Source organism: Bradyrhizobium sp. CCBAU 51753, assembly GCF_015291565.1.
GTDB lineage: Bacteria > Pseudomonadota > Alphaproteobacteria > Rhizobiales > Xanthobacteraceae > Bradyrhizobium > Bradyrhizobium ivorense.
Window position 1 is genome coordinate 8,511,774 of the sequence record NZ_CP030037.1, and the last position, 23,130, is coordinate 8,534,903.

Below are 23,130 nucleotides of genomic sequence, written 5' to 3' on the forward strand. Positions count from 1 at the left end.
ACCGATCGCAGCAACCCGGCCAGGGTTGTAGCGACATGCTGTAATGGAATATCCGGCGAGCGGCGTGAGTGGAGCGGCGCGTGCTTACGTCCCCGTACGCCGCGACGGCAGACCTCTACAGAGATCGTTGCGGGGCTTCAACCGGCTGGTGACGATTTTCGGCGGCGTGCGGTCCTTGGTGATGGCCGCTTCGAACGCACGCCTGAGCCTCGGATTATCGAGCTGCGCCAGAAACCGCTGGATGACGGCGTCCTGATCCGTGCCCTCAGCGGAGATCGCCGCGCACAATTCCGCGGTCGTCCTGCGGAAGAAGTGGAAGGCGTCGCCGCTCGCGCCGCCCAGCCGGTCGACCTCGCCGGCCACGCCGAGAACATGCACCCGATCATCGTCGTCGAGCGTCACGGCAAAGCGCAGCACGGCGAGCTGCCAGGCGCGGAGTAGCCTCGTCGCCGGTTCGGTCGCTTTCACCTGCATCAGTCGAACACCCCGCGCGCCGATGCTCCTTCGGCGATCGAGGGAAGTCCGGCGCGGCGCGACTATCCTTGCGCGGGAATAGGTTTTCGAGGGGAGGCAGCCGGCGATCGCATAGGAATCGCATAGGCGGAGCGCACGACGTCTCTCGTCCCTCAAATCCCCTCGAACTGCAGCCGGGCCAGCCGGGCGTAGAGGCCGCCGGCGGCGACCAGCTCGGCGTGGGTGCCCTGCTCGACGATCCGGCCCTGGTCCAGCACCAGGATGCGGTCGCAGGACAGCACGGTGGCGAGGCGGTGCGCGATCACCAGCGTGGTGCGGTGGCGCATCAGCTCTTCCAGCGCGGTCTGCACCAGCGTCTCGCTCTCGGCATCGAGCGCCGAGGTGGCCTCGTCGAGCAGCAGCAGCGGGGCATCGCGCAGGATCGCGCGCGCGATCGCGATGCGCTGGCGCTGGCCGCCGGACAGCGTGACGCCGCGCTCGCCGAGCTGGGCGTCGAAGCCGTCGGGCAGCCGGCGCAGGAATTCGGTGGCGTGCGCGAGATCGGCGGCGCGCTCGACCTCGGCATCGGTCGCATCGGGACGGCCGAAGCGGATGTTGTCGCGGGCGCTGGCGGCGAACACCACGGAATCCTGCGGCACCAGCGCGATGCGCGCGCGCACCTCGGCGGGATCGGCCTGCCTGATCGGCACGCCGTCGAGCGAGATGGTGCCGGATTTCGGATCGTAGAACCGCAGCAGCAGATGGAACAGCGTGCTCTTGCCGGCGCCGGAGGGGCCGACGATCGCAACCTTCTCGCCGGAGCGCACAGACAGCGACACGCCGTCGACGGCGAGCGCGTTGGGCCTCGCAGGATAGGCGAAGCTGACATTGTCGAATCCGACATCGCCGCGCGCCGGCTGCGGCAGCGCGCGCGGCGCGGCGGGCGCAGCGATCTCCGGCCTGACGCGCAGGATCTCGAACAGCCGCTCGGCGGCGCCCGATGCGGCCGAGACCTCGCCCCAGACCTCGCTGAGCTGGCCGAGGCCGCTGGCTGCGAACGCCGTATAGAGGATGAACTGGCCGAGCCGGCCCGGACTGATGGTGCCAACCAGCACGTCGTGCGAGCCGACCCAGAGGATCACGACGACGCTGGCGAACACGATGAAGATCACGATCAGCGTCAGCACCGCGCGCGCCTTGGTCGAGCTGCGCGCCGCCTCATAGGCCTGCTCGACCTCGCCGGCAAAACGCGTCCGCGCCAGCCGCTCGCCGGTATAGGCCTGCACGGTGCGGATCGCGTTGACGAGTTCGCTGGCATAGGCGCTGGCGTCGGCCAGCGTGTCCTGGGCGTTGCGCGACAGCCGCCGCACCCAACGGCCGAACGCGACCAGCGGGATCACGATGATCGGGATCGCCAGCAGCACGAACAGCGAGAGCCGCGGGCTGGTGATCACCATCATGGTGGCGGCGCCGATGAACAGCATCATGTTGCGCAGCGCGATCGAGACCGAGGCGCCGACCGCCGACTTGATCTGGGTGGTGTCGGCGGTGAGCCGCGACACCAGTTCGCCGCTTCGCGCGGAATCGAAGAACGACGGCGACAGCGAGATCAGATGCGCGAACACGTCGCGCCTGAGATCGGCGACGATGCGCTCGCCGATCGTCATCACGAGGTAGTAGCGCGAGGCGCTGGCACAGGCCAGCACCGCGACGACCGCGATCATCACGCTGAAATAGCTGTTGATCATCGCGATGCCTTCGGGCGTAAAGCCCATGTCGATCATGCGGCGGACCGCAACCGGCACCACCAGGGTGGTGATCGCCGCAATGGTCAGCGAGATCAGCGCAAGGATCGCGCGGCCCTTGTAGCGCGCCACATAGGGCGCAAGCGCCAGCAGCGGCCGCAGCCGGGCGCGGCTCTTCGCCGGCCCGGCGAGCTGGCTCTCGATGAAGGCCTCCTCCTCGAGCAGCGCGTCGCGCGGGGGCGGCGGCTGATTGCCGCGAGGGGTTTCCAGCTGTTCGGCTACGCTCATCATTCTGGACCGGTTCTACTGTCCCCACATAGGCCCCTCGCCCCCAGCTGGCAAATGGACGGAAAGTCCTAATCCGGTGATGGGCTTGAGCCGGTTTCCGGCTTGTTTTAGGGGGCCCCTTGGGCTATAGAGCCGCCCAAATCCCGATCCCAGACATCTTGAGACGGGCGCCGGCGCGCCGAAGGAACTGTTATGAAAGCCGATATTCATCCGAATTATCATACGATTAAGGTCGTCATGACCGACGGCACCGAGTACCTGACCCGCTCGACCTGGGGCAAGGAAGGTGACACGCTGAACCTCGACATCGACCCCAAGTCGCACCCGGCCTGGACCGGCGGCACCCAGCAGCTGATGGACCGCGGCGGCCGCGTGTCCCGGTTCCAGAAGAAGTTTTCGGGCTTCCTCAAGAAGGACTGAGCCTCGCACCGATCGCCCGTCACGGGCCGGTCCAAAACGCCCCCCTCGCGGGGGCGTTTTGTTTTTTGGACGCCACTGTTGGACCCGTCATCCTGAGGTGCGAGCTTGCGAGCCTCGAAGGATCGACGGCCACCAGACGGGCCGATTCATCCTTCGAGGCTCGCCGAAGAGGCTCGCGCCTCAGGATGACGGGTTGGGCTGATCCGTTACTCCTTCCGTCGTCATTCCGGGGCTCGCGAAGCGAGAACCCGGAATCCATGCTCCACCAACTTTGCGGCTTGATGAATTCCGGGTTCGCGCTTCGCGCGCCCCGGAATGACGAGAGAGGCGGTGAGCGGCTATCGATCCTGCAACGCGAGCCGCGCGCCGAGCGCGACTAGGATGCTGCCGCCGATCTTTTGCATGATGCGCTGCGAGGTGCGGGAGCGCTGCAGCTTCGCCATCACGGCGCTGGCGAACAGCACGCAGAGGATATCGACCAGCGAGAACGACAGATTGACGATCGCGCCGAGCACGAACAGCTGCGCCCACACCGGCAGGCTGGCCGACGCGTCGACGAATTGCGGCAGGAAGGCCAGGAAGAAGATCGCGGTCTTCGGATTGAGCACCTCGACGACGATGCTTTGCGCGAAGGCGCGCTTTGCGGAGAGTGGCGCGAGCCGGGGACGCTCCACGTCATCGCGATCGCGAAACAGCGACAGGCCGAGCCAGACCAGATAGCCGGCGCCGGCGAGCTTCATCGCCATGAACAGCGGCGGCACCGCGTGAAACAGCAGCGCAAGGCCGGCCGCCGCGGCGATCACATGAACGTAGCCGCCGAGATGCAGGCCGAGTGACGCCATCAGGCCCGCGCGCCGGCCGCCCGCCATGGTGCGGGCCGCGGCGTAGAGCATGGCCGGACCCGGGATCAGCGCGAAGGTCGCGGTGGTGATCGCGAAGGCAAGGTACAATTCCATCGTGGGCTTTCTCCGCCGTCATTGCGAGCCAACGGGTCGCGCGAACGCGCGCCCGATGACAGGCTCCGCGAAGCAATCCATATCACCGCATCCTCGGAGGGATGGATTGCTTCGCTTCGCTCGCAATGACGACCTGCGTTTGTTGAAGGACCTCTCACTCCATCGGGATCATCGCCGCGACCTCACGGTCACCGGGATTGTCGCTGGCGCCGAGCCCGGCGATGACGCCGGCGCGGTCCTCCGCCTTGCGGTTCTGGCTCATCTTCTTCTTGGCGTCGAGCCGCGTGATCGGCATTTTGAGGCCGACGATGCCGCGCAGCTGCGCCTTGATGAAGTCGGCCGGAGCGTCGCTGACCTGCCAGGCTTCCGCACGCGAGCTCTCATGCAGTTCGGTCAGCCGCGTCACGACGTCGAGCAGGCGGTCGGCATCCTCAAAAAATTCCGCCGCGCCATAGGCGTGCACGGCGACGTAATTCCAGGTCGGCACCACTTTGCCGTGCTCGGCCTTGGTCACATACCAGGACGGCGTCACATAGGCGTCGGGGCCGGTGAAGATCGCCATCGCCTCGCCGGTGGCGGGCGTCTTCCACTGCGGGTTGGGCCGCGCGACGTGGCCGTACAGCGTGCCGTACTCGCCCTCGCGCGCATCGAGGATCAGCGGCAGCGGCGTGCCGATCAGGCCATCCGCGGTGGCGGTGACCAGCGTCGCCAGCCGCGACGCCTGCATCGCGGCGTGGATCGCGGCAAGCTCGTCGATCTTGAAGTGCGGCGACAGATACATCGAGAAACCTCGTCAGCTATCGGCTCGCACAATAGCGCCGAAGTGGTCTATGATAAGAGCCACTTTCGATCATTCTGGCTGGACTACTATGCCGCGCCCACGCGGCGCTGCGGCTGCGCAAGGTGATGGATCAGGATGGATTGCAGCGGCAGGCAACTCCGCGCCGCGCGTCGTGATTGCTCACGCCGAACTTACTGCTCGAACGCAGCCTTCAGCCGGTTGAGCTGCGGCACCAGCGGGTTGCCGATCGAGGAGCGGTCCGGCGCCGGCGCATGGATCGTGGTGTCGAGCCGGCGGACGCGGGTCTGCAGGTCCATCGAGCGCGCGATCAAAAGCTGCAGCTGCGGCGGCAGCTTTGCGACCATGTCGGCCGGGCCGGGATCGGCGGCGGTGAGCTTGACCTTGGTCTTCTCGCGGTTGGCCTGCGTGAGCGTCATCTCGCCTTCCTTGACCGCGCGGTGCAGCAGCAGCCAGGACGCGAGCTGCATCAGGCGGGTGGTCAGGCGCATGCTTTCGGTGGCGTAGGTCAGGCTGACGGAGCGCTCCAGCGCCTTGGCTTCGCTGCGGCCATCGCCGTCGAGATAGGCGGCGGTCTGCTCGACCAGATCCATGCCTTCGCGGAACAAGACGCCGAATGCCGCCGAATTGGTCAGCCGTTCACTGAACAGCACGAGACCGGATTCGCTCTGGGAACGATCCGCCATGGTTAACGCCCTCACACCACCGTAACGCCCGCCGGCATTCAGTGCGCCGGCTTATGATGAACAAATCATTGCGCGGGCGCGGCGAAGAGTCCAGCCGCAACCGGATTTATGGTTTCCAACGGCTAGGGCGCACAAAAAAGAGCCGCCGTTTCCGGCGGCTTTTGAAGTTGATAACAGGGAGGCGTCAAACAGAGTGGACAGGAGCCACTCGGTGTCCAAACGAGGACAATGCAGTCATATTCGAGAAAGCTTAACCGATCGTAAATGAACTGATTTCTTCAGGCTTTGTTTGCCATGTCGGCCATTGACCGAGTTTGGGACAGCGGCTGCGGCGCCAGTGTGGATGGAGCGCAAGCACGATCGGCAGCGCTTCTTCTCCTTCCCCCTGCAAGGGGGAAGGTCGGGATAGGGGTCAGCTACAAGCGACGGCGCGTGTGGAGAGAGCAGATCCCCACCCGCTTTGCTCTGGCGAGCAAAGCGACCTCCCTTTTCAAGGGGAGGTTTGGAGAACGCGTAGCCCGGATGGAGCGCAAGCGTAATCCGGGGCCGGTGCAGACGGATGGCGCACTCCCGGATTGCGCTTCGCTTCATCCGGGCTACGCAGGTAGAGCAGCGCTACGATTTGAAGAACGCGTTGGCGGCGTCCTTCGAGGCGCGCTTCTTGGTCATCGCCTCTTTCAAGCGATCGACTTCGGCATTGAGCAGCGCAATGCGCTCGGTCAATTCCTCGACCGACAACAGCGCGAGATCCTGTCCGATCTCGTGGGTGATCTTCTTCCTGGGACGGTCCTCATCCTCGATCGGCATATGGCCTCCCGGCATTGATGGTCCAACGGCACCTGCCTTGAATTTGCAGCGAGTTTCGCGCCCTTGCAACAATCGCTTGACGGCGTTTCACTTCGGCGGGAAAGGCGCTATGCCATCCGGCAAACCCCTTCCCTTCCCTGAGGACGCACCATGACGAACCTGCCCGCGCAAATGACCGTCGTCGCCATCAGCAAGCCTGGTGGACCCGAGGTGCTGGTACCGGAGAGCCGCGCGCTGCCGGTGCCGAAGGCGGGCGAGATCCTGGTCAAGGTCGCGGCGGCCGGCGTCAACCGTCCTGACGTCGCGCAGCGCTCCGGCTCCTATCCGCCGCCGCCCGGCGCCAGCGACCTGCCCGGCCTCGAGATCGCGGGCGAAGTGGTGGCGCTCGGCGACGGCGCCAAGCACAAGATCGGCGACAAGGTGATGTCGCTGGTGGCCGGCGGCGGCTATGCGCAATATTGCATCGCGCAGGACGCGCAGGCGATCACGGTGCCGCCGTCACTGTCGATGCAGGAAGCCGGCGCGATTCCGGAAACGCTGATGACGGTGTGGCACAACGTGTTCGAGCGCGGCGCGCTGAAAGCCGGCGAGACGCTCTTGATCCATGGCGGCTCGTCGGGCATCGGCACCATGGCGATCCAGCTCGCAAAGGCGTTCGGCGCCAAGGTGATCGTCACCGTCGGTTCGCAGGACAAGGCCGATGCCTGCCTCAAGCTCGGCGCCGACTACGCCGTCAATTACAAGAACGAGGACTTCGTCGAGGCGGTGAAGAAGCACAGCGGCGGCAACGGGGCCGACGTCATCCTCGACATGGTCGGCGGCGACTACATCGATCGGAACTACGACGCCGCCGCGGTCGAGGGCCGCATCGTCCAGATCGCGTTCCTCTCGGGACCGCCGAAAGCAACGGCCAATTTCGCCAAGCTGATGGTGAAGCGGCTGCATCACACCGGCTCCACCCTGCGCCCCCGTAGTAATGCGGACAAGGCGGCGATGGTGGCGGCGATCGAGGCCAAGGTGATGCCGCTATTGCGCGAAGGCCGCGTCAAACCGCTGATGGACAGCAGTTTCCCGCTGGAAAAGGCCGCTGATGCGCACCGCCGCATGGAGACCAGCGAACATATTGGCAAAATTGTGTTGGTGGTTTAACTCTGACAACGGAAGCAAGGGTGGAAACCCTTTGATTCCCTTCGCTTTCGTGTCATTTATCGCGCCATCACCGGGCCGTTCGCCTGGCTCGGGCAGTTTGTCGATCGCGGAGTACTGACATTGCGTCTGATCAGGTGCCTTGCGCTGTTGGCGCTGGGCCTCATGATGTTTGCCGCTACGCCCAAGGCGTATGCGATCGACGCCGTCAGCGTCCGCAGTGATGCGCCAGCGATCGACCTCACCGCCGTCCTCGATCATCAGCGCAGCGAAACCGACCGCATCCAGGTCTCCACCGCGCCCGGAACCGACGGCATCGTGCGCCGCATCGAGGTGCGCGCCCGCGAAGGCGGCCAGAACTGGGTGGTGTTCGCGCTCGCCAACAACACCGACGACCAGCTCGACCGCCTGATCGTTGCACCGCACTACCGTATCGTGTCGTCAGGCCTGCTGTGGCCCGACCTCGGCCTGTCGCGCATCGCCACCATCACGCCGTCGGTCGGCGATCGCCCGGAGCGGCAGGAGAGCCCGACCGCCGACGTGTTCCGCATCACGCTCGATCCCGGCGCCGTCGTCACCTATGTCGCCGAGCTGCGCACCGACAAGCTGCCGCAGCTCTATCTGTGGGAACCCGACGCCTACAAGGACAAGGTCAACTCGTTCACGCTGTATCAGGGCATCGTGATCGGCATCTCCGGCCTGCTCGCGCTGGTGCTCACGATTTTGTTTGTGGTGAAAGGCAGCATCATGTTCCCGGCCGCGGCGGCGCTGGCCTGGGCGGTGCTGGTCTATATCGGCGTCGACTTCGGCTTCTGGGGCAAGGTGCTCGACATGTCGAACAACGCCGAGCGCGTCTGGCGCGCGGCGGGCGAGGCGATCCTCGCAGCGACGTTGCTGGTGTTCCTGTTCGCCTATCTGAACCTGAGCCGATGGCACGTGCGCTACTCGCACATCACGATCGGCTGGCTGCTGTTCCTCGGCGCGCTTGTCGCGCTGGCGCTGTTCGATCCTGCGGTCGCCTCCGGCATCGCAAGGATGTCGCTGGTGATGATCGCGTTCGCCGGCTTTGCGCTGATCGTCTATCTCTCGACCCACGGTTTTGACCGCGCGGTGCTCTTGATCCCGACCTGGTTCCTGCTGGTGGTCTGGGTGGTCGCAGCCGGCATGACGGTGGCGGGCTCGGTCACCAACGACATCGTCGGCCCGGCGCTGCTCGGCGGCCTCGTGCTGATCGTGATGCTGATCGGCTTTACGGTGATGCAGCACGCCTTCGCTGGCGGCGGCGCCACCACCGGCGTGGTCTCCGACGTCGAGCGCCGCGCGCTGGCGCTGACCGGCTCGGGCGATCTGATCTGGGACTGGGACGTCTCCGCCGACAAGGTGTTCACCAGCCCCGAGACCGAGGCGCTGCTCGGCCTGAAGCGCGGCACGCTGGAAGGCCCCGCCGCGAAATGGCTGGAAGTGCTGCACCCGCTCGACCAGGACCGCTTCCGCGCCGCGCTCGACAGCGTGCTCGACCAGCGCCGCGGCCGCCTGGTGCAGGATTTTCGCCTGCGCACGCCCGACGGCCACTTCATGTGGTTCGCGCTGAAGGCGCGCCCGGTGGTCGGCTCCGACGGCGAAGTCTCGCGCGTGGTCGGCACGCTGACCGACGTCACCGAGTTCAAGAACTCGGAAGAGCGGATGCTGCACGATTCCGTGCATGACAATCTGACAGGCCTGCCGAACCGCCGCCTGTTCATGGACCGCCTCAGCGCGGTGGCGAACCTCGCCAAGACCATGCCGAACCTGCGGCCGACCCTGATGGTGATCGACCTCGACCGCTTCAAGCAGGTCAACGATTCCGTCGGCATCGCAGTCGGCGATTCCATCCTGCTGACCCTGGCGCGGCGGCTGACCCGCATCCTGAAACCGCAGGACACGCTGGCGCGAATGGCCGGCGATCAGTTCGGCCTGATCCTGCTGTCGGAGCAGGACCCGGCGCGGATCACCAATTTCGCGGAGACCATCCGCAAGACCATCCGCGCGCCGATCGCGTTCAACGACCGCGAGATCTTCCTCACCGCCTCGATCGGGCTTGCACTGTCGGATCCGCAGGCGCCGCTGTCGGACGAGATCATCAAGGATGCCGAGCTTGCGATGTATCATTCCAAGCGGATCGGCGGCGACCGCATCGACGTCTACAAGCCGGCGATGCGGGCGCGCAAGACCGACCGCCTGACGCTGGAAAGCGACCTTCGCCGCGCCATCGAGCGCCAGGAGATCACGATCCTGTACCAGCCGATCGTGCGGCTGGAGGATCGCGCGATCGCCGGCTTCGAGGCGCTGGCGCGTTGGGATCATCCAAAACTCGGCCGGATGTCGCCGTCGGAGTTCATCAATGTCGCCGAGGAGACCGGCCTGATCGTCGATCTCGGCATGTTCGTGATGGACCAGACCGCGCGCCAACTCGCGGTGTGGCAGCGCGCGATGCGCGCCCGCGATCCGATCTTCGCGTCCGTCAACGTCTCCTCGCGGCAATTGCTGCGCCACGATTTGATCCACGACATCCGCACCGTGCTGTCGCGCTCCTCGGTGGCGCGCGGCACGCTCAAACTGGAGCTGACGGAATCGCTGGTGATGGAGAACCCGGAGCACGCCGCGCAGATGCTGGCGCGGATCCGCGAGCTCGGCACCGGGTTGTCGCTCGACGATTTCGGCACCGGCCATTCTTCGCTGTCCTACCTGCAGCGCTTCCCGTTCGACACCATCAAGATCGACCAGTCGTTCGTCCGCACCACCAGCCGCGGCACCCGCCCGGTGATCCTGAAATCGATCATCGCGCTGGCGCACGATCTCGGCATGGAAGTGGTCGCGGAAGGCGCCGAGACCGACTCGGACGCCGTCGAGCTCTACCAGCTCGGCTGCGAATACGCGCAGGGCTTTGCCTTCGGCGAGCCGATGGACGCCGACGCCGCGACGCGACTGCTGACCGAGGAACGGCTGGAGGCCGCGAGCTAGTGCCCCTTCACCTCGCCCCGCCTGCGGGGAGAGGTCGGAATTCAAGCGCAGCTTGAATTCCGGGTGAGGGGGAGCCTCCGCGGATGATCTTGTCACCGTTGGCGAGGAGACAGCCCTCACCCCAACCCTCTAAGAGCGAGCTTCGCTCGTCTCGACCCCGTAAGAACGGGGCGAGGGAGCGCACTTCCGCCGCGGCCGCTCGCCGAGGAACGGCTCGAGGCCGCGAGCTAGTCAGGTCGAAGGCAGGTTACCTGCCCAGTCGCCCACCGCTGTCATCGCCCGGCCTTGACCGGGCGATCCAGTACGCCGCGGCCTATCGACTCAATAGCTACTGTCTCTGGAATACCGGATCGCCCGGTCCATGTGCGCAATTGCGCACAGGCCGGGCGATGACAGTCTGAGGTGGCGCTGCTAACGCGGCTTCGGCATCTTCTTGAACTTCACGCTGTTGCCGTCGGCCTGGCGGGTGGCGATGTAGCCGCCGTCGAGGCAGGCCTCGCGCTGCGGCATCTTCTCCTGCGGGCTGCGCAGCGTATCCCACCACGACGCCCGCTGCGCGGCGCGCGGCAGCGCCGCATCGATGATCGCCTCGATCTCCTCGAAGGTCAGCACGAATTCGGGCAGGTGCTGCTTCTTCAGATAGTCGCGCAGCGCGTCGTAGTCGTTCACAACAGCCCTCGGTGACAAGATAAACAATCCCGGCAACCACCCGTTAACCCATTCGGCGGCCGCTGTCGCCACTTAAGGCGACAACAAGGTTTCCCGATGCATGACGGCGCCTGGAGCGTGATGACGTTTTCCTTCGAAGCATCATCCCGCTCCAGCTTTTTGTTTGAGCATGATCTTTTCGGGAAGACCGCTGCACATTTTTCCGGATCACGCTCCTGGAGTCGGACATGGCATTTCGGCGGGGAAAAGACGCGAGGCGGCGCTGGCGGATATCGGCACGGCTGCTGATCGTCTCGTCGATTGCGACCGTGCTCGGCTTCTCCGCGATCTGCGCCGGCGTGATGTTCGACATGCGCCGCGGCGAGGAGGAGCTGGCTCGCCGCACGCTGGAAAACCTCGCCTCGGGCATCGACGCCGACGTCAGCCGCAACATCGAGCTCTACGACCTGTCGCTGCGCGCGGTCGCCAGCAATCTGGAGATGCCGGAGATCCGCAACGTCTCCAAAGAGCTCCGTCATCTGATCCTGTTCGACCACGCCGCCACCGCCAAGCATTTCGGCGCGATCCAGGTGTTCGATGCCGACGGCAACCTCACGATCGACGCCGCAAGCCTCGACCCGCGGCCGGAGAACCGCCGCGATGAAGAGTATTTCACGGTTCACCGCGACCATCCCGATACCGGGCTGTATGTCAGCCGGCCGATGCTGCATCGCAGTGCCTACGCCATCGTGCTGAGCCGGCGCATCACCGACGAGGACGGCCGCTTCCTCGGCGTCGTCGTCGGCTCGATCCGCTTCAGCTATTTCCACGAACTGTTCGGCCGGCTCAACCTGGCGCCGGGCGACACCATCACCGTGCTGCGCAACGACCGCACCATCATCATGCGCACGCCGTTCGATCTCGACATCATCGGCAAGAACCTCGCGGAGGCGCTGGACTGGAAGTCCGACAACCTGAAGCCAGGCGGCACCTACGCCGGCAAGGGCCCGGTCGACGATACGCCGCGGCTCTATGTCCGGCGCAGCAGCTCGGGCCCGCTCTATGTCGTGGTCGGAAAGCCGCTCGAGGCCGTGTTCCGGCTCTGGCATACCGAGGCGATCCGGATCGGCTCGATCATGGCGGCGCTGATCCTGTTCGTGCTGTTGACGGCGCTGGTGCTGGCGCGCGAGATCAGCCGCCGCGCCGACGCCGAAGACAAGCTCGAGGAGCTCGCGACCACCGACGCCCTTACCGGGCTGAAGAACCGGCGCAAGTTCGACACCGAGATCGAATTGGAGTGGCGCCGCGCCATCAGGCACGGCCAATCCGTCGCGCTCTTGATGATCGATGCCGATCATTTCAAGGCCTACAACGACACCTTCGGGCACCAGGCCGGCGACCAGGTGCTGGTCGGGATCGCAATCTGCATTTCGGACGCGGTGCGCCGCGCCGGCGACTGCCCGGCGCGGTTCGGCGGCGAGGAATTCGCGGTGCTGCTGCCCGGCGCCAGCGCGCTCGAGGCCTTCGGCATGGCCGAGGCCATCCGCGGCAAGGTCGAGCAATGGTGCGAGGGCGAGCTGATCACGACCGTGAGCATCGGGGTCGCCAGCATGCGGCCGGCCGCCGGCCAGCAATGGGCCGATCTGGTCGAGGCCGCCGACAAGGCGCTCTACGCCGCCAAGGCCAACGGCCGTAACCAGTCGGTGCTCGCCACCACGCCGAAAATCGCGCTGGTGGCGTAAGAGCCCGGCTTCACGTCCGGACGTTGCACGGCTGCGCGCGATGACCAGCGCCAGGAAGGGAACCGGCAGCATCGGCATTAACCAAGATGGTATATGGCGATAGGCGGCCGGCCGGCGTAAGCTGATACTTGCAGGTGTGTATTCATCAACGGCAGCGAGGTGTCGCCATGCCATTGTTGGAATTGCCGCACTGGTTGATCATTGCCGGAGCCCTCCTCGTACTGGTTGGGCTCATTGGCTTGGCCTTCGGCCCGCGGAAAGAAGTCGCACTGGAACCCGAGCTGCTGCCGGGAGACCTCGACGCATGGAAGGCCGAGCAGCAGCGCACGGAAGAGCAGAGCAGAAGCGCGGCCTGACCGGCGGAAGCGCCGACAAGTGAGGCGAGCACACTGGTCAGGCTCCCTCTCCCCTTGCGGGAGAGGGTGGGGAGAGGGGTGGCCCCGGGCGCGATGCGAGACATCGGGCAGCGCCAATCAACAAATCAAGCACTCGCGGAAGCGTGCGCTCCTCCAGATCAGCAGCGGAGCAAGCGGCACCCCTCTCCCCAACCCTCCCCCGCAAGGGGGGAGGGAGCCCAGCCAGGGTGCTCCCTTACGACGCGGAGCAAGAGCGCAAACTTACCGCGCGCTCCACGCAACAACGCCTCACTCCCCCAGATACTTCTTCATCTCGGCACGCAACCCATCGCGCAGGTCGGGGCGCTTGAGGCCGAAGGCGATGTTGGCGCGGAGGAAGCCGGCCTTGGAGCCGCAATCGTGGCGCTCGCCTTCGAACTCGACGCCGTAGAATTTCTGCGTCTTGGCAAGCCCGATCATGGCGTCGGTGAGCTGGATCTCGCCGCCGGCGCCGCGCTCCTGGGTGGCCAGGATGTCGAAAATCTCCGGCTGCAGGATGTAGCGGCCGGTGATCGAGAGGTTGGAGGGCGCGGTGCCCTGCGGCGGCTTCTCCACCATGGCGTCGACCTCAAAAATCCTGCCGGTACGTTTGCCGACGCTGCAGATGCCGTATTGATGGGTCAGTTCGTCCGGCACCGCCTCGACCGCGATCACGTTGGACTTGTCGCCCAGCGCGCTCGCCGCCTCGATCATCTGCTTCAGGCAACCCGGCGTGTTCAGCACCAGTTCATCCGGCAGCACCACCGCGAACGGCTCGTTGCCGACGATGTCGCGCGCGCACCACACCGCGTGGCCGAGCCCGAGCGGCGACTGCTGCCGGGTAAAGCTCATCGCGCCGGCTGCGGGCTGGTTCTGCGCCAGGATTTCCTGCTCGGTCTTCTTGCCGCGCTGTGCAAGCGTGGTGTCGAGCTCGAACATGCGGTCGAAATGATCCTCGATCACGCCCTTGTTGCGTCCGGTGACGAACACGAAATGCTCGATGCCGGCTTCCCGCGCCTCGTCGACCACATACTGGATCAGCGGCTTGTCGACGATGGTCAGCATCTCCTTCGGCATCGCCTTGGTGGCGGGCAGCACGCGGGTGCCGAGGCCGGCGACGGGGAATACGGCTTTGCGGATCTTCATGGGATTGTCGTAAGCCTTGCAATGGTTGGGGGTATGCGAAGTCGATCGCATCAGTGGTAACCCGTTTTGCACCCGCTAACAAAGGCGGATGTGTGGTGCGGCATAATTCCGCTGTTCCACCGGGGCAAATCCCGCGGCCAACAGAATTTCGCCGTTGTTAAGTTATTGGAAACCGTGCCGGGGCCTTCTGGAACAGCACCCTTTTTGACAGGCATACGCGAATGCGCTCGACCGGAACATTGCGGACCAATTTTTTCGGCGTGAGTCTGATCGCGCTGGCCCTGCTGTTGCCGGGCGCGGTGCGCGCGCAATCGTCAGGCAACGGCCTGACCAACCTGATCGACAGCATCTTTTCGAAGAACGCGACGCCGCCGCAAGCCGCAACCGGTCAAGGCGCGACCGGTCAGGACGGCGCGTCGCCGCCATGGAGCGGCGAGGACGGCGCCTCCGGTCATCCGCTGATGACCGCGGCTGCGATCCGCGAGGCCGCCGGGAATTTCCAGAACTGCGTCGCCGCGATGTGGCCGGATGCCGCACGGCGCAACATCAGCCGTGAGAACTTTGAGCGCTTCACCGCGGGGCTACAGCCCGATCTGCGCATCATGGATCTCTTGGATTCACAGCCGGAATTCACCAAGGCGATCTGGGATTATCTCGACATCCTGGTCAGCGACGCGCGGCTGGCCAAGGGCCGCGAGATCCTCGCAAAATACAAGCCGCAGTTCGACGCGACTGAAAAAGCCTATGGCGTCGACCGCTACATCATCGCGTCGATCTGGGGCATCGAGTCGAACTATTCGACCCAAATGGGCGATCGCAGCGTGGTGCAGTCGACCGCGACGCTGGCCTGCATCGGCCGCCGCCAGGCCTATTTCAAGGACGAATTCCTCTCCGCGCTGGAGATCCTCAACCGCGGCGATCTTCGCCCGGAGCAATTGCGCGGCTCGTGGGCCGGCGCGTTCGGTCCGACCCAGTTCATGCCGACCGCCTTCAAGCGCTACGCCGTCGACGGCGATGGCGACGGCCGCCGCGACGTCGTCGACGATCCGAGCGACCTGATCGCCTCGACCGCCAACAATTTGAAGAAGGATGGCTGGCAGACCGGCGCAAGCTGGGGCTACGAGGTCGTGCTGCCGCAAAACTTCAACTTCATGCTGGCCGACCGCGCCAAGGCGATGCCGCTGTCGCAATGGGAGCATCTCGGGCTGAAGCGCGCCAACGGCCAGCCGTTCCCGCAACCTGCCGAAAAGGCCTATCTGCTGGCGCCGGCCGGCGCCGAGGGGCCGGGCTTCTTGATGCTGCAGAACTTTCGCGTCATCATGAAGTACAACCCGGCCGAGGCCTACGCACTCGCGATCGGCCATTTCGCCGACCGCCTGCGCGGCGGACCGCCCTTCGTGCAGCCCTGGCCGCGCCAGGAACGGGTGCTGTCGCGCGCCGAGCGGCTGGAACTGCAGCAGCTGCTGGCCCAGCGCGGCTTCTACAAGGGCACGCCCGACGGCCAGTTCGGCGGCCAGACCAGAGAAGCCCTGCGCGGCTTCCAGGCGTCCATCGGGGCGCCGGCCGACGGATTTGCCACCTCCGAGGTGCTGGACCGGCTGCGGGGACGGTAGGGCGGCTGGCCCAGGCCCGTAGCCCGGATGAAGCGCAGCGAAATCCGGGGGTTCTCGCCGAGCGGTTAGCCTGTTCCCCGGATTGCGCTTCGCTTCATCCGGGCTACGGGGGCATCGCCCCGAAAGTAACCGTGAAATCCGATATTTGCCGGCTGCCTTGACGGTGGCCGCCCGCACCCGATTTATGGTGGAAAAGCTGCCCGCTTGCGGCCCGATTCCGCTAATATGTTTGGCACTTCCAGATTTGCGATCCGAACTCGATGCCGAAGCCAAGATCATTTTTGCGCGTCTTCACGGAAGCCGGCCCGCTGGTCGCGCTAACGGTCGCGCTTGGGCTGTTGATCGGCATCGCGCAGCCCGCCTCGGCCCAATTCTTCAACTTCCCGGGCTTCGGCTCGCCGCCGCCACAGCAGCGCCAAGCGCCGCAGCAGCGCGGTGGTGGCGGCTGGTTCGGCGGTGACTTCTTCCAGCCGTTCCAGGAGCGGCCGCAGCAAGCGCAGCCGCAGCGGCCGCGCGAGGATTTTTCGCGGGCGCCACCGCCGGCCAAGCGCGAGGCGGCGGCGGAGCGCAACGTGCTGGTGCTCGGCGACGCCATGGCCGACTGGCTCGCCTATGGCCTCGAGGACGCCTATTCCGAGCAGCCCGACATGGGCGTGATCCGCAAGCACAAGACGGTGTCGGGCCTGATCCGCTATCAGCCCAAGGGCGATCCGGCCGACTGGGCCGCCGCCGCCAGGGGCATTCTCGCGACCGAAAAGCCCGACGCGATCGTGGTGATGCTCGGCCTCAACGACCGCGTAGCGCTGCGCGAGCCGGCGGTGGAGAAAAAAACCGACAAGAAGGACGACAAGGACAAGAAGGACACCCGCGCCAAACCGGATGCCAAACCCGGCGACAAGCCGGATGCAGCCGCCAAGCCCGATGACAAGCCCGTCGACACCGACCTGCCGCAGGACGACGCCGATAACGACGCGCAGGCCACGCACGACAAGGCCGCGCGCTCGCCGAACGGGCTCTACGAATTCCGCGACGACCGCTGGGTCGAGCTCTACAGCAAGAAGATCGAGGAGATGATCAACGTGCTGAAGAGCAAGGGCGTGCCGGTGCTGTGGGTCGGGCTGCCCGCGATCCGCGGCCAGAAGGGCACGTCGGACATGCTGTTCCTCGACGCACTGTATCGCGACGCCGCCGGCAAGGCCGGCATCACCTATGTCGACGTCTGGGACGGCTTCGTCGACGAGGCCGGCCGCTTCATGCAGAAGGGCCCGGACTTCGAAGGCCAGCCCCGCACGCTGCGCACCTATGACGGCGTGTTCTTCACCAAGGCCGGCGCGCGCAAGCTCGCGCATTATGTCGAGCGCGAGGTGACGCGGCTGCTCGCGGTGCGCACCGGGCCGATCGCGCTGCCGAGCGAACCCGCAACGCCCGACACCAGTGCCGAGCCCGGCAAGCCGTCGCCGCGTCCGCTGGCAGGTCCCGTGCTGCCGCTGGTCGCCTCCTCGATCGGTACCGATCAATTGCTCGGCGGACCGGGCTCGCGGCCCGCCGCCGTCGATGCGCTCGCCGCGCGCACGCTGGTGAAGGGTGAGGCGCTGGCGGCACCCGCCGGCCGCGCCGATGATTTTGCCTGGCCGCGCCGCGAAATCGGCCGCGAGCAGGCCAAGGGCGACGTGCCGGTCGCCGCGACCACGCCGGCTGCACCGGCAGCGCCGGCGAACCCGCCGCCCTCGACCACCGCGATCGCGCCCGATGGCTCGATCATCACGGCCCCGCAGAAGCCGGCGCAGAAGCGGATTTTCCGTCCGGCGCAGGCCCCGCCGCCGCAACAGCAGCAACCGTGGCTGCGCGACTTCTTCGGCTTCGGCGGGCCACAGCCGCAACAGCGCCCGCTGGCACCGCCGCGGCCGCCGCGCCCACCGGGCAATGTCGGCCGCTCGGCATCGGTGCCGAGCAACGCGGTGCAGTAGGCACGCTGCGCTTCATCCACGTCATTGCGAGCCAACGGGTCGGCGCGAAGCGCCGCCCGATGACAGGCTAAGCGAAGCAATCCATCGTTCCCTACGCGCGGAAAGATGGATTGCTTCGTCGCTGCCGCTCCTCGCAATGACGCGGATAGACCGTAGGGCGGATTAGCGCAGGGTAAACCGCCCTCCGCAACTCAGCCGTAATAGCGCCAGCGCGATGGCGGCGGACGGCGCGGCTGGCGGGTCATCAGCAGCGCGAGCGCAAAGCCGATGCCGCCGGCGATCAAGAGCGAACCGAGCGGATTGTCCTGCACGGTCTGCGCCATCGCCTTCTGTCCTGAGCGGATGGTCTCGCCGCGATGCTCATAGGCGTCCTTGGCGTAGTTGGCCGCGGTGTCAGCGGCATCGCGCACGGTGTCCTTGGCCTGGCCGTAGAGGTCCTGCGCGGCACCGGCCGCCTCGCGCACGCGGCCCGAAGCCTGCGTCTGCTTGTCGTCCGTCATATCGCCAACGGCGCCTTCAGCCTTGCCCGCGAACTCCTTCGCTGTCCCAAAAATCCGATCCTTGTCCATTATGGAAACTCCCTGCATCTATCGGGGAGCTAACCTGCGAACCCTGCGCCTGTTCCTCGGCTAGAGGATCAGCCCGCCGTCGACGATGATGGTCTGGCCGACGATGTAGGAGGCGAGCGGCGAAGCGAGGAACAACGCGGCGCCGGCCATGTCGCCGGGCGTGCCGAGCCGCCGCAACGGAATGCGCTCGAGCGCGCCTTCCAGCCGCTTCGGATTTGCCGTCGTCACCTTGGTCATCTTGGTGTCGACGAGGCCGGGCGCGATGCCGTTGACGCGGATGCCGTCCTCGGCCCAGGCCTCGCCGAGCGTGCGGGTCAGTCCCATCGCGCCGGTCTTCGAGGCGTTGTAGGCCGGATTGCCCATGGTGGAATGATAGGCCGCGGTCGAACTCACGATGATCAGCGAACCCTTGGCGGCAGCGAGCATCTCGTGGAATTTGGTGGCGCAAGCCATCAGGCTCATCAGATTGACTTCCATCACTTTGCGAAAACCGTCCATCTGAAATTCCCCGCGGCGGTAAATCACCGCGCCCTGCGCCAGCACCAGCACGTCGAGACGATCGAACGACGGCTTGAACGCTGCGACCGCCTGCGGATCGCTGACGTCGAGCTGCGCATAAATGAGGCCTGCGAGATCCGAGCCATCTTCCGCAGAATAATCGCTCGCCTGCGCGCGGGTGCCGCAGACGGCAACGCGCGCGCCTTTGGCGCGGAACGCCTGCGCGATACCGTTGCCGATGCCGCTGGAGCCGCCGACCACCAGCACTTGCTTGCCTGAGAAATCGAGCTCGTTCATCGCGCGTCTCCTTGTCGTTTGCCCTTTTCTTGATTGAGCACGATCCTTTTTGAAAAGCCAACGCCGGACTTGCGTTAACCCGCTACTGCGGCGGCGGATCACGCCGTCGGTTTGACCTGCCGGAGGATCGATGCCAGCCTCGCCGGTCTCACAACGCGCCAAAAAATCAGCGGGGTCCCTCATGTCCGAATTCAAGCAGCTCAGCCGCTCGGTGAAGGGCCTCACCGTTCTCGTCACGGGAGCTGCCAGCGGCATGGGCCGCGCCACCGCGCGCGTGTTCGCCGATGAAGGCGCCAATGTCGCCGTCACCGATCTGACTGAAGAGGGCACGCAGGCGGTGGCGAGAGAGATCGCAGCAGGCGGCGGCTCGGCCAAAGCCTGGGTGCTCGATGTCGCCGATCGCGATGCGATCACACGAGTCGTCAACGAGGTCGCCGCGCATTTCGGCGGGCTCGACATCATCGTCAACAATGCCGGCATCTCGGTGCGCGTCGGAATCGACGATCCCGCCTACGAGGATGCCTGGGCCAAGGGCATCACCGTGATGCTGACGGCGCATCCGCGCATCATCCGCGCCGCGCTGCCGCATCTGCGCAAGTCGCGATCGCCGCGCATCGTCAACATCGCCTCGACCGAGGCGCTGGGCGCGACCGCGCTGCACAGCCCCTACTCCGCGGCAAAGGGAGGCGTGGCCAGCCTGACCCGCTCGCTCGCCGTGGAACTGGGACGCGAGGGCATCACCGTGAACTGCATCTGCCCGGGGCCGATCCGCACCGCAATCACCGACCGCATCTCCGAGGAGCACAAGACGATCTACGCCAAGCGCCGCACCGCGCTTCTGCGCTACGGCGATCCGGAAGAGGTTGCGCACATGACGCTCAGCCTGTGCCTGCCCGCCGCATCGTTCCTGACCGGCGCCGTGATTCCGGTCGACGGCGGGTTGATGGCGCGGAATGCCTGATCCGCGCGCGGCGGCGAAGCGTTGACAGGCGGCGCGCCGCGAGTAGCCTTCCCTGCAAACGAAGCGGGACAAACCGCCCGCACAGGGGAGATGTGCCATGACCGTCCTGATCCGGCAGCTGCACAAGCATTTCGTCGGCGAGGTGTCCGGCGTCGATCTGCGCCAGCCGCTGACCAAGCAGGAGGCTGAAGACATCGAGGCCGGCATGGACAAATACGCCGTGCTGATCTTCCACGGACAGGACATCACCGACGATCAGCAGATGGCCTTCGCGCTGAATTTCGGCGAGCGGGAAAAATCCCGCGGCGGCACCGTGACCAAGAAGGAAGACTATCGCCTCACCTCCGGGCTCAATGACGTCGGCAACCTCGGCAAGGACGGCAAGCCGCTGCCGAAGGATCACCGCACCCATCTCTTCAACCTCGGCAACTGCCTGTGGCATTCCGATAGTTCGTTCCGCCCGATCCCGGCAAAGTTCTCGCTGCTGTCGGCGCGCGTGGTCAACCCGAAGGGCGGCAACACCGAATTCGCCGACATGCGCGCCGCCTATGACGCGCTCGACGACGAGACCAAGGCGGAGATCGCGGACATGATCTGCGAGCACTCACTGATGTATTCGCGCGGCTCGCTCGGCTTTCTCGACTACAGCGACGAAGAGAAGGAGATGTTCAAGCCGGTGCTGCAGCGCCTGGTCCGTACCCATCCGGTGCACGGCCGCAAGTCGCTGTATCTGTCGTCGCACGCCGGCGCGATCAAAGGCATGAGCGTGCCGGAAGCGCGGGTGCTGCTGCGTGACCTCACCGAGCACGCGACGCAGAGCGAATTCGTCTACGTGCACAAATGGACGGTGCATGACCTCGTGATGTGGGACAACCGCCAGACCGTGCACCGCGTGCGTCGCTACGATCAGTCGCAGCCCCGCGACATGCGCCGCGCCACGGTGGCCGGCACGCGGCCGACGGTGGCGCAGGAAGCGGCGGAGTAGCTGGCGGCTGTCGTGGCCAAACCTACAGCCGTCGTCTCTGCTTTCGCCCTAGGGCATGCACATCCGGTGCGAGGGCTTACAGGTCAGGAAGGCACCGCCGGATGGGTTCCCTCCCCCCTTGCGGGGGAGGGTTAGGGAGAGGGGTAAGCCGCGCGGGCGGTGTTTGTGGCTTACCCCTCTCTCCAACTCTCCCCCGCAAGGGGGGAGAGAGCCCTCCCACCTCCCGTGCAGCCTTAAGCAAGATCGGCTGAGTGATGCGTGAGATGTGTTCATGCACTAGGGCGAAGGCCGGGACGACATCGGGGGTGTGGAGACAGCTTACGCGTGGCCGGCTTCGTTGGAGAGCATGCCGGGATCGATGCCGATCTTGCGCAAGGCGCGGTAATACTTCTCGTCGACGTCGGCGCCGAAGATCAGGTCCGGATCGGAGTCGCAGTGCAGCCAGCCATTGTGCTGGATCTCGGTCTCGAGCTGGCCCGGGCCCCAGCCGGCATAGCCGAGCGCGAGGATCGCGTGCTTGGGGCCGGCGCCCCTGGCGATCGCCTTGAGGATGTCGACGGTCGCGGTCAGCGAGATGTCTTCGTCGATGTTCAGCGTGGCATCCTGGATGTAGAAGTCGCTGGAGTGCAGCACGAAGCCGCGGCCGGTGTCGACCGGACCGCCCTTCATCACCTTCATCATCTCGGCATTTTCCGGCAGCGTGATCTGGTCCGCCTTCTGGATGATGTCGAGTTGCACCAAAAGACCGGGAAAGTCGATGCTGCCGGCCGGGCGGTTGACGATGATGCCCATCGCGCCCTCGGAGGAATGGGCGCACATGTAGATCACGGAGCGCTCGAAGCGAGGGTCGCTCATCACAGGCATCGCGATCAGCAGCTGGCCATCGAGGTAGCCCTCGTCGGCCGCGTTATGGCCGAGCCCGGCGCCTCTGCCGGGGGCGGTCCTGCGCGCCTTGCCTGTTTTGCCTTCAGGGCTCATCCGCAGAGGCCTCTCCTGCTGATTTGGCATCCTGATATTGGGTGGCCGTTCTGTCAATCAACCATCGCGCCGCGCACGGCGGTGCATCACAAGCAATTCAATGGTTTGCAACGAAAGTTGCAGGTAAAGACGTCTCATGATCGTCACAGTTCCGCTGCGGGCCACAATTCGCGTCGCCGCCATTTTTTCCGTCGCATGTATGGCAGCGGAGGTGCGCGCCGACGATGCATCGCCGTGGCAGCAGGATACGCATTCGGCGGTGCGGCTGATCGCGGGATCGCGCAGCGGCGCGGTGCTGCTCGGCGGCATCGCCTTCAAGCTGCAGGACGGCTGGAAGACCTATTGGCGGACGCCGGGCGATTCCGGCGTGCCGCCGCGCTTCGACTTCTCCAAGTCGGACAATGTCGAGGCTGTCACGGTGATGTGGCCGGCGCCGCGGCAATTCGACGACGGCGCCGGCGGCACCTCGCTCGGCTACAAGAAGCAGGTGGTGCTGCCGCTGCGCATCGTCGCCAAGAACCCGGACAAGCCGCTGGTGCTGCGCGCCGACATCAACTACGCGGTGTGCGAAAAACTGTGCGTGCCGGTGGAAGCCAAGGCCGAACTGGCGTTCGCGAGCGTCGCCTCGACCGAGGACGCGACGCTTTCGGAAGCCCTCAACGCGGTGCCGAAGCCGGCCAATATCGGCGACCCGATCCCGTTCACCATCCGCGACGTCAAGCGCGACGGCAAGAACGTGCTGGTCGACGTCGCCGCGCCGGAGGGCAAGGATCTCAGCCTGTTTGTCGAGGGCCCGACGCCGGACTGGGCGCTCCCGGTGCCAAAACTCGTCGAGCACGCGCCATCGGGCGTGAAGCGCTTCGCCTTCGAGCTCGACGGCCTGCCGCCGGGTGCCAAGGCCGACGGCGCCGCGCTGAAGCTGACGCTGGTCGGCGGCGACAAGGCCTACGAATTCAATATCAATTTGAATTGACCCTCCCGGTCGTCCCGGCCTAGGCCGGGACGACAGCGGGGTGCGTCCAACCTAATCTTAACGTTTCGTTGATAGGTCA

At 65.8% G+C, this 23,130-nt stretch carries 21 protein-coding genes; 10 read left to right on the forward strand and 11 right to left on the reverse strand.

Annotated elements, in window-relative coordinates; genetic code table 11:
* Window positions 1-84 precede the first annotated feature (84 nt).
* Complete coding sequence (locus XH93_RS39135) at window positions 85-474, reverse strand: hypothetical protein (RefSeq protein ID WP_246799435.1); 390 nt, start codon at window positions 472-474, stop codon at window positions 85-87.
* A 152-nt stretch (window positions 475-626) separates the two neighbouring features.
* Window positions 627-2,486: an ABC transporter ATP-binding protein/permease gene (locus XH93_RS39140; RefSeq protein WP_194471535.1), complete on the reverse strand. Its 1,860-nt coding sequence runs from the start codon at window positions 2,484-2,486 to the stop codon at window positions 627-629.
* A gap of 192 nt (window positions 2,487-2,678) precedes the next feature.
* Here XH93_RS39140 and rpmE point away from each other — a divergent pair, with 192 nt between their 5' ends.
* The gene (rpmE, locus tag XH93_RS39145) at window positions 2,679-2,906 is read left to right on the forward strand and encodes a 50S ribosomal protein L31 (RefSeq protein WP_016845230.1); all 228 of its coding nucleotides are present in this window, start codon (window positions 2,679-2,681) and stop codon (window positions 2,904-2,906) included.
* Between the two features lie 338 nt (window positions 2,907-3,244).
* On the opposite strand, the gene XH93_RS39150 is transcribed toward rpmE, so the two are convergent.
* The 4 genes from XH93_RS39150 to XH93_RS39165 form a co-directional block, all read right to left on the reverse strand.
* A complete protein-coding gene (locus XH93_RS39150) occupies window positions 3,245-3,862 on the reverse strand; it encodes a LysE family translocator (RefSeq protein ID WP_194471536.1) in 618 nt (205 codons plus the stop codon).
* Between the two features lie 154 nt (window positions 3,863-4,016).
* Complete coding sequence (locus tag XH93_RS39155) at window positions 4,017-4,643, reverse strand: FMN-binding negative transcriptional regulator (RefSeq protein ID WP_194471537.1); 627 nt, start codon at window positions 4,641-4,643, stop codon at window positions 4,017-4,019.
* 191 nt (window positions 4,644-4,834) lie between these two features.
* The gene (locus XH93_RS39160) at window positions 4,835-5,347 is read right to left on the reverse strand and encodes a DUF1465 family protein (RefSeq protein ID WP_139486804.1); all 513 of its coding nucleotides are present in this window, start codon (window positions 5,345-5,347) and stop codon (window positions 4,835-4,837) included.
* A gap of 615 nt (window positions 5,348-5,962) precedes the next feature.
* The gene (locus XH93_RS39165) at window positions 5,963-6,154 is read right to left on the reverse strand and encodes a DUF1192 domain-containing protein (protein WP_194471538.1); all 192 of its coding nucleotides are present in this window, start codon (window positions 6,152-6,154) and stop codon (window positions 5,963-5,965) included.
* 150 nt (window positions 6,155-6,304) lie between these two features.
* Between XH93_RS39165 and XH93_RS39170 the strand changes: the two genes are divergently transcribed.
* Window positions 6,305-7,303, forward strand: coding sequence for an NAD(P)H-quinone oxidoreductase (locus XH93_RS39170; protein ID WP_194471539.1), 999 nt, complete (start codon window positions 6,305-6,307; stop codon window positions 7,301-7,303).
* Between the two features lie 120 nt (window positions 7,304-7,423).
* On the forward strand, window positions 7,424-10,300 hold the full coding sequence (locus tag XH93_RS39175; protein WP_139858020.1) for an EAL domain-containing protein: 2,877 nt from the start codon (window positions 7,424-7,426) through the stop codon (window positions 10,298-10,300).
* Between the two features lie 411 nt (window positions 10,301-10,711).
* Here XH93_RS39175 and XH93_RS39180 read toward each other — a convergent pair whose 3' ends face one another.
* Window positions 10,712-10,969 (reverse strand): hypothetical protein, encoded by a 258-nt coding sequence (locus tag XH93_RS39180; protein WP_139858023.1) that lies wholly within the window; start codon window positions 10,967-10,969, stop codon window positions 10,712-10,714.
* Between the two features lie 227 nt (window positions 10,970-11,196).
* Between XH93_RS39180 and XH93_RS39185 the strand changes: the two genes are divergently transcribed.
* Together XH93_RS39185 and XH93_RS39190 are read left to right on the forward strand one after the other, a co-directional pair.
* Window positions 11,197-12,690 (forward strand): diguanylate cyclase, encoded by a 1,494-nt coding sequence (locus XH93_RS39185; RefSeq protein ID WP_194471540.1) that lies wholly within the window; start codon window positions 11,197-11,199, stop codon window positions 12,688-12,690.
* A 167-nt stretch (window positions 12,691-12,857) separates the two neighbouring features.
* A complete protein-coding gene (locus XH93_RS39190; RefSeq protein ID WP_194471541.1) occupies window positions 12,858-13,046 on the forward strand; it encodes a hypothetical protein in 189 nt (62 codons plus the stop codon).
* Between the two features lie 288 nt (window positions 13,047-13,334).
* On the opposite strand, the gene galU is transcribed toward XH93_RS39190, so the two are convergent.
* Window positions 13,335-14,210, reverse strand: coding sequence for a UTP--glucose-1-phosphate uridylyltransferase GalU (gene galU / locus XH93_RS39195; RefSeq protein WP_194471542.1), 876 nt, complete (start codon window positions 14,208-14,210; stop codon window positions 13,335-13,337).
* A gap of 221 nt (window positions 14,211-14,431) precedes the next feature.
* On the opposite strand from galU, the gene XH93_RS39200 reads away from it, so the two are divergent.
* On the forward strand, window positions 14,432-15,823 hold the full coding sequence (locus XH93_RS39200; protein ID WP_194471543.1) for a lytic murein transglycosylase: 1,392 nt from the start codon (window positions 14,432-14,434) through the stop codon (window positions 15,821-15,823).
* A gap of 260 nt (window positions 15,824-16,083) precedes the next feature.
* Entirely contained in the window at window positions 16,084-17,790 is a 1,707-nt protein-coding gene (locus XH93_RS39205) for an SGNH family hydrolase (protein WP_194471544.1), read from the forward strand.
* Window positions 17,791-17,981: 191 nt separating this feature from the next.
* On the opposite strand, the gene XH93_RS39210 is transcribed toward XH93_RS39205, so the two are convergent.
* A complete protein-coding gene (locus XH93_RS39210; RefSeq protein WP_139480419.1) occupies window positions 17,982-18,359 on the reverse strand; it encodes a CsbD family protein in 378 nt (125 codons plus the stop codon).
* A gap of 60 nt (window positions 18,360-18,419) precedes the next feature.
* Window positions 18,420-19,154, reverse strand: a complete 735-nt coding sequence (locus XH93_RS39215; protein WP_194471545.1) for an SDR family NAD(P)-dependent oxidoreductase — start codon at window positions 19,152-19,154, stop codon at window positions 18,420-18,422.
* Window positions 19,155-19,335: 181 nt separating this feature from the next.
* Between XH93_RS39215 and XH93_RS39220 the strand changes: the two genes are divergently transcribed.
* Window positions 19,336-20,115 (forward strand): SDR family NAD(P)-dependent oxidoreductase, encoded by a 780-nt coding sequence (locus XH93_RS39220; RefSeq protein WP_194471546.1) that lies wholly within the window; start codon window positions 19,336-19,338, stop codon window positions 20,113-20,115.
* A gap of 97 nt (window positions 20,116-20,212) precedes the next feature.
* Complete coding sequence (locus tag XH93_RS39225; RefSeq protein ID WP_194471547.1) at window positions 20,213-21,100, forward strand: TauD/TfdA family dioxygenase; 888 nt, start codon at window positions 20,213-20,215, stop codon at window positions 21,098-21,100.
* A gap of 318 nt (window positions 21,101-21,418) precedes the next feature.
* Here XH93_RS39225 and XH93_RS39230 read toward each other — a convergent pair whose 3' ends face one another.
* On the reverse strand, window positions 21,419-22,078 hold the full coding sequence (locus tag XH93_RS39230; protein ID WP_194471548.1) for a YqgE/AlgH family protein: 660 nt from the start codon (window positions 22,076-22,078) through the stop codon (window positions 21,419-21,421).
* A 136-nt stretch (window positions 22,079-22,214) separates the two neighbouring features.
* Here XH93_RS39230 and XH93_RS39235 point away from each other — a divergent pair, with 136 nt between their 5' ends.
* The gene (locus tag XH93_RS39235) at window positions 22,215-23,051 is read left to right on the forward strand and encodes a protein-disulfide reductase DsbD domain-containing protein (RefSeq protein ID WP_139858052.1); all 837 of its coding nucleotides are present in this window, start codon (window positions 22,215-22,217) and stop codon (window positions 23,049-23,051) included.
* The last annotated feature ends 79 nt before the right edge of the window (window positions 23,052-23,130 follow it).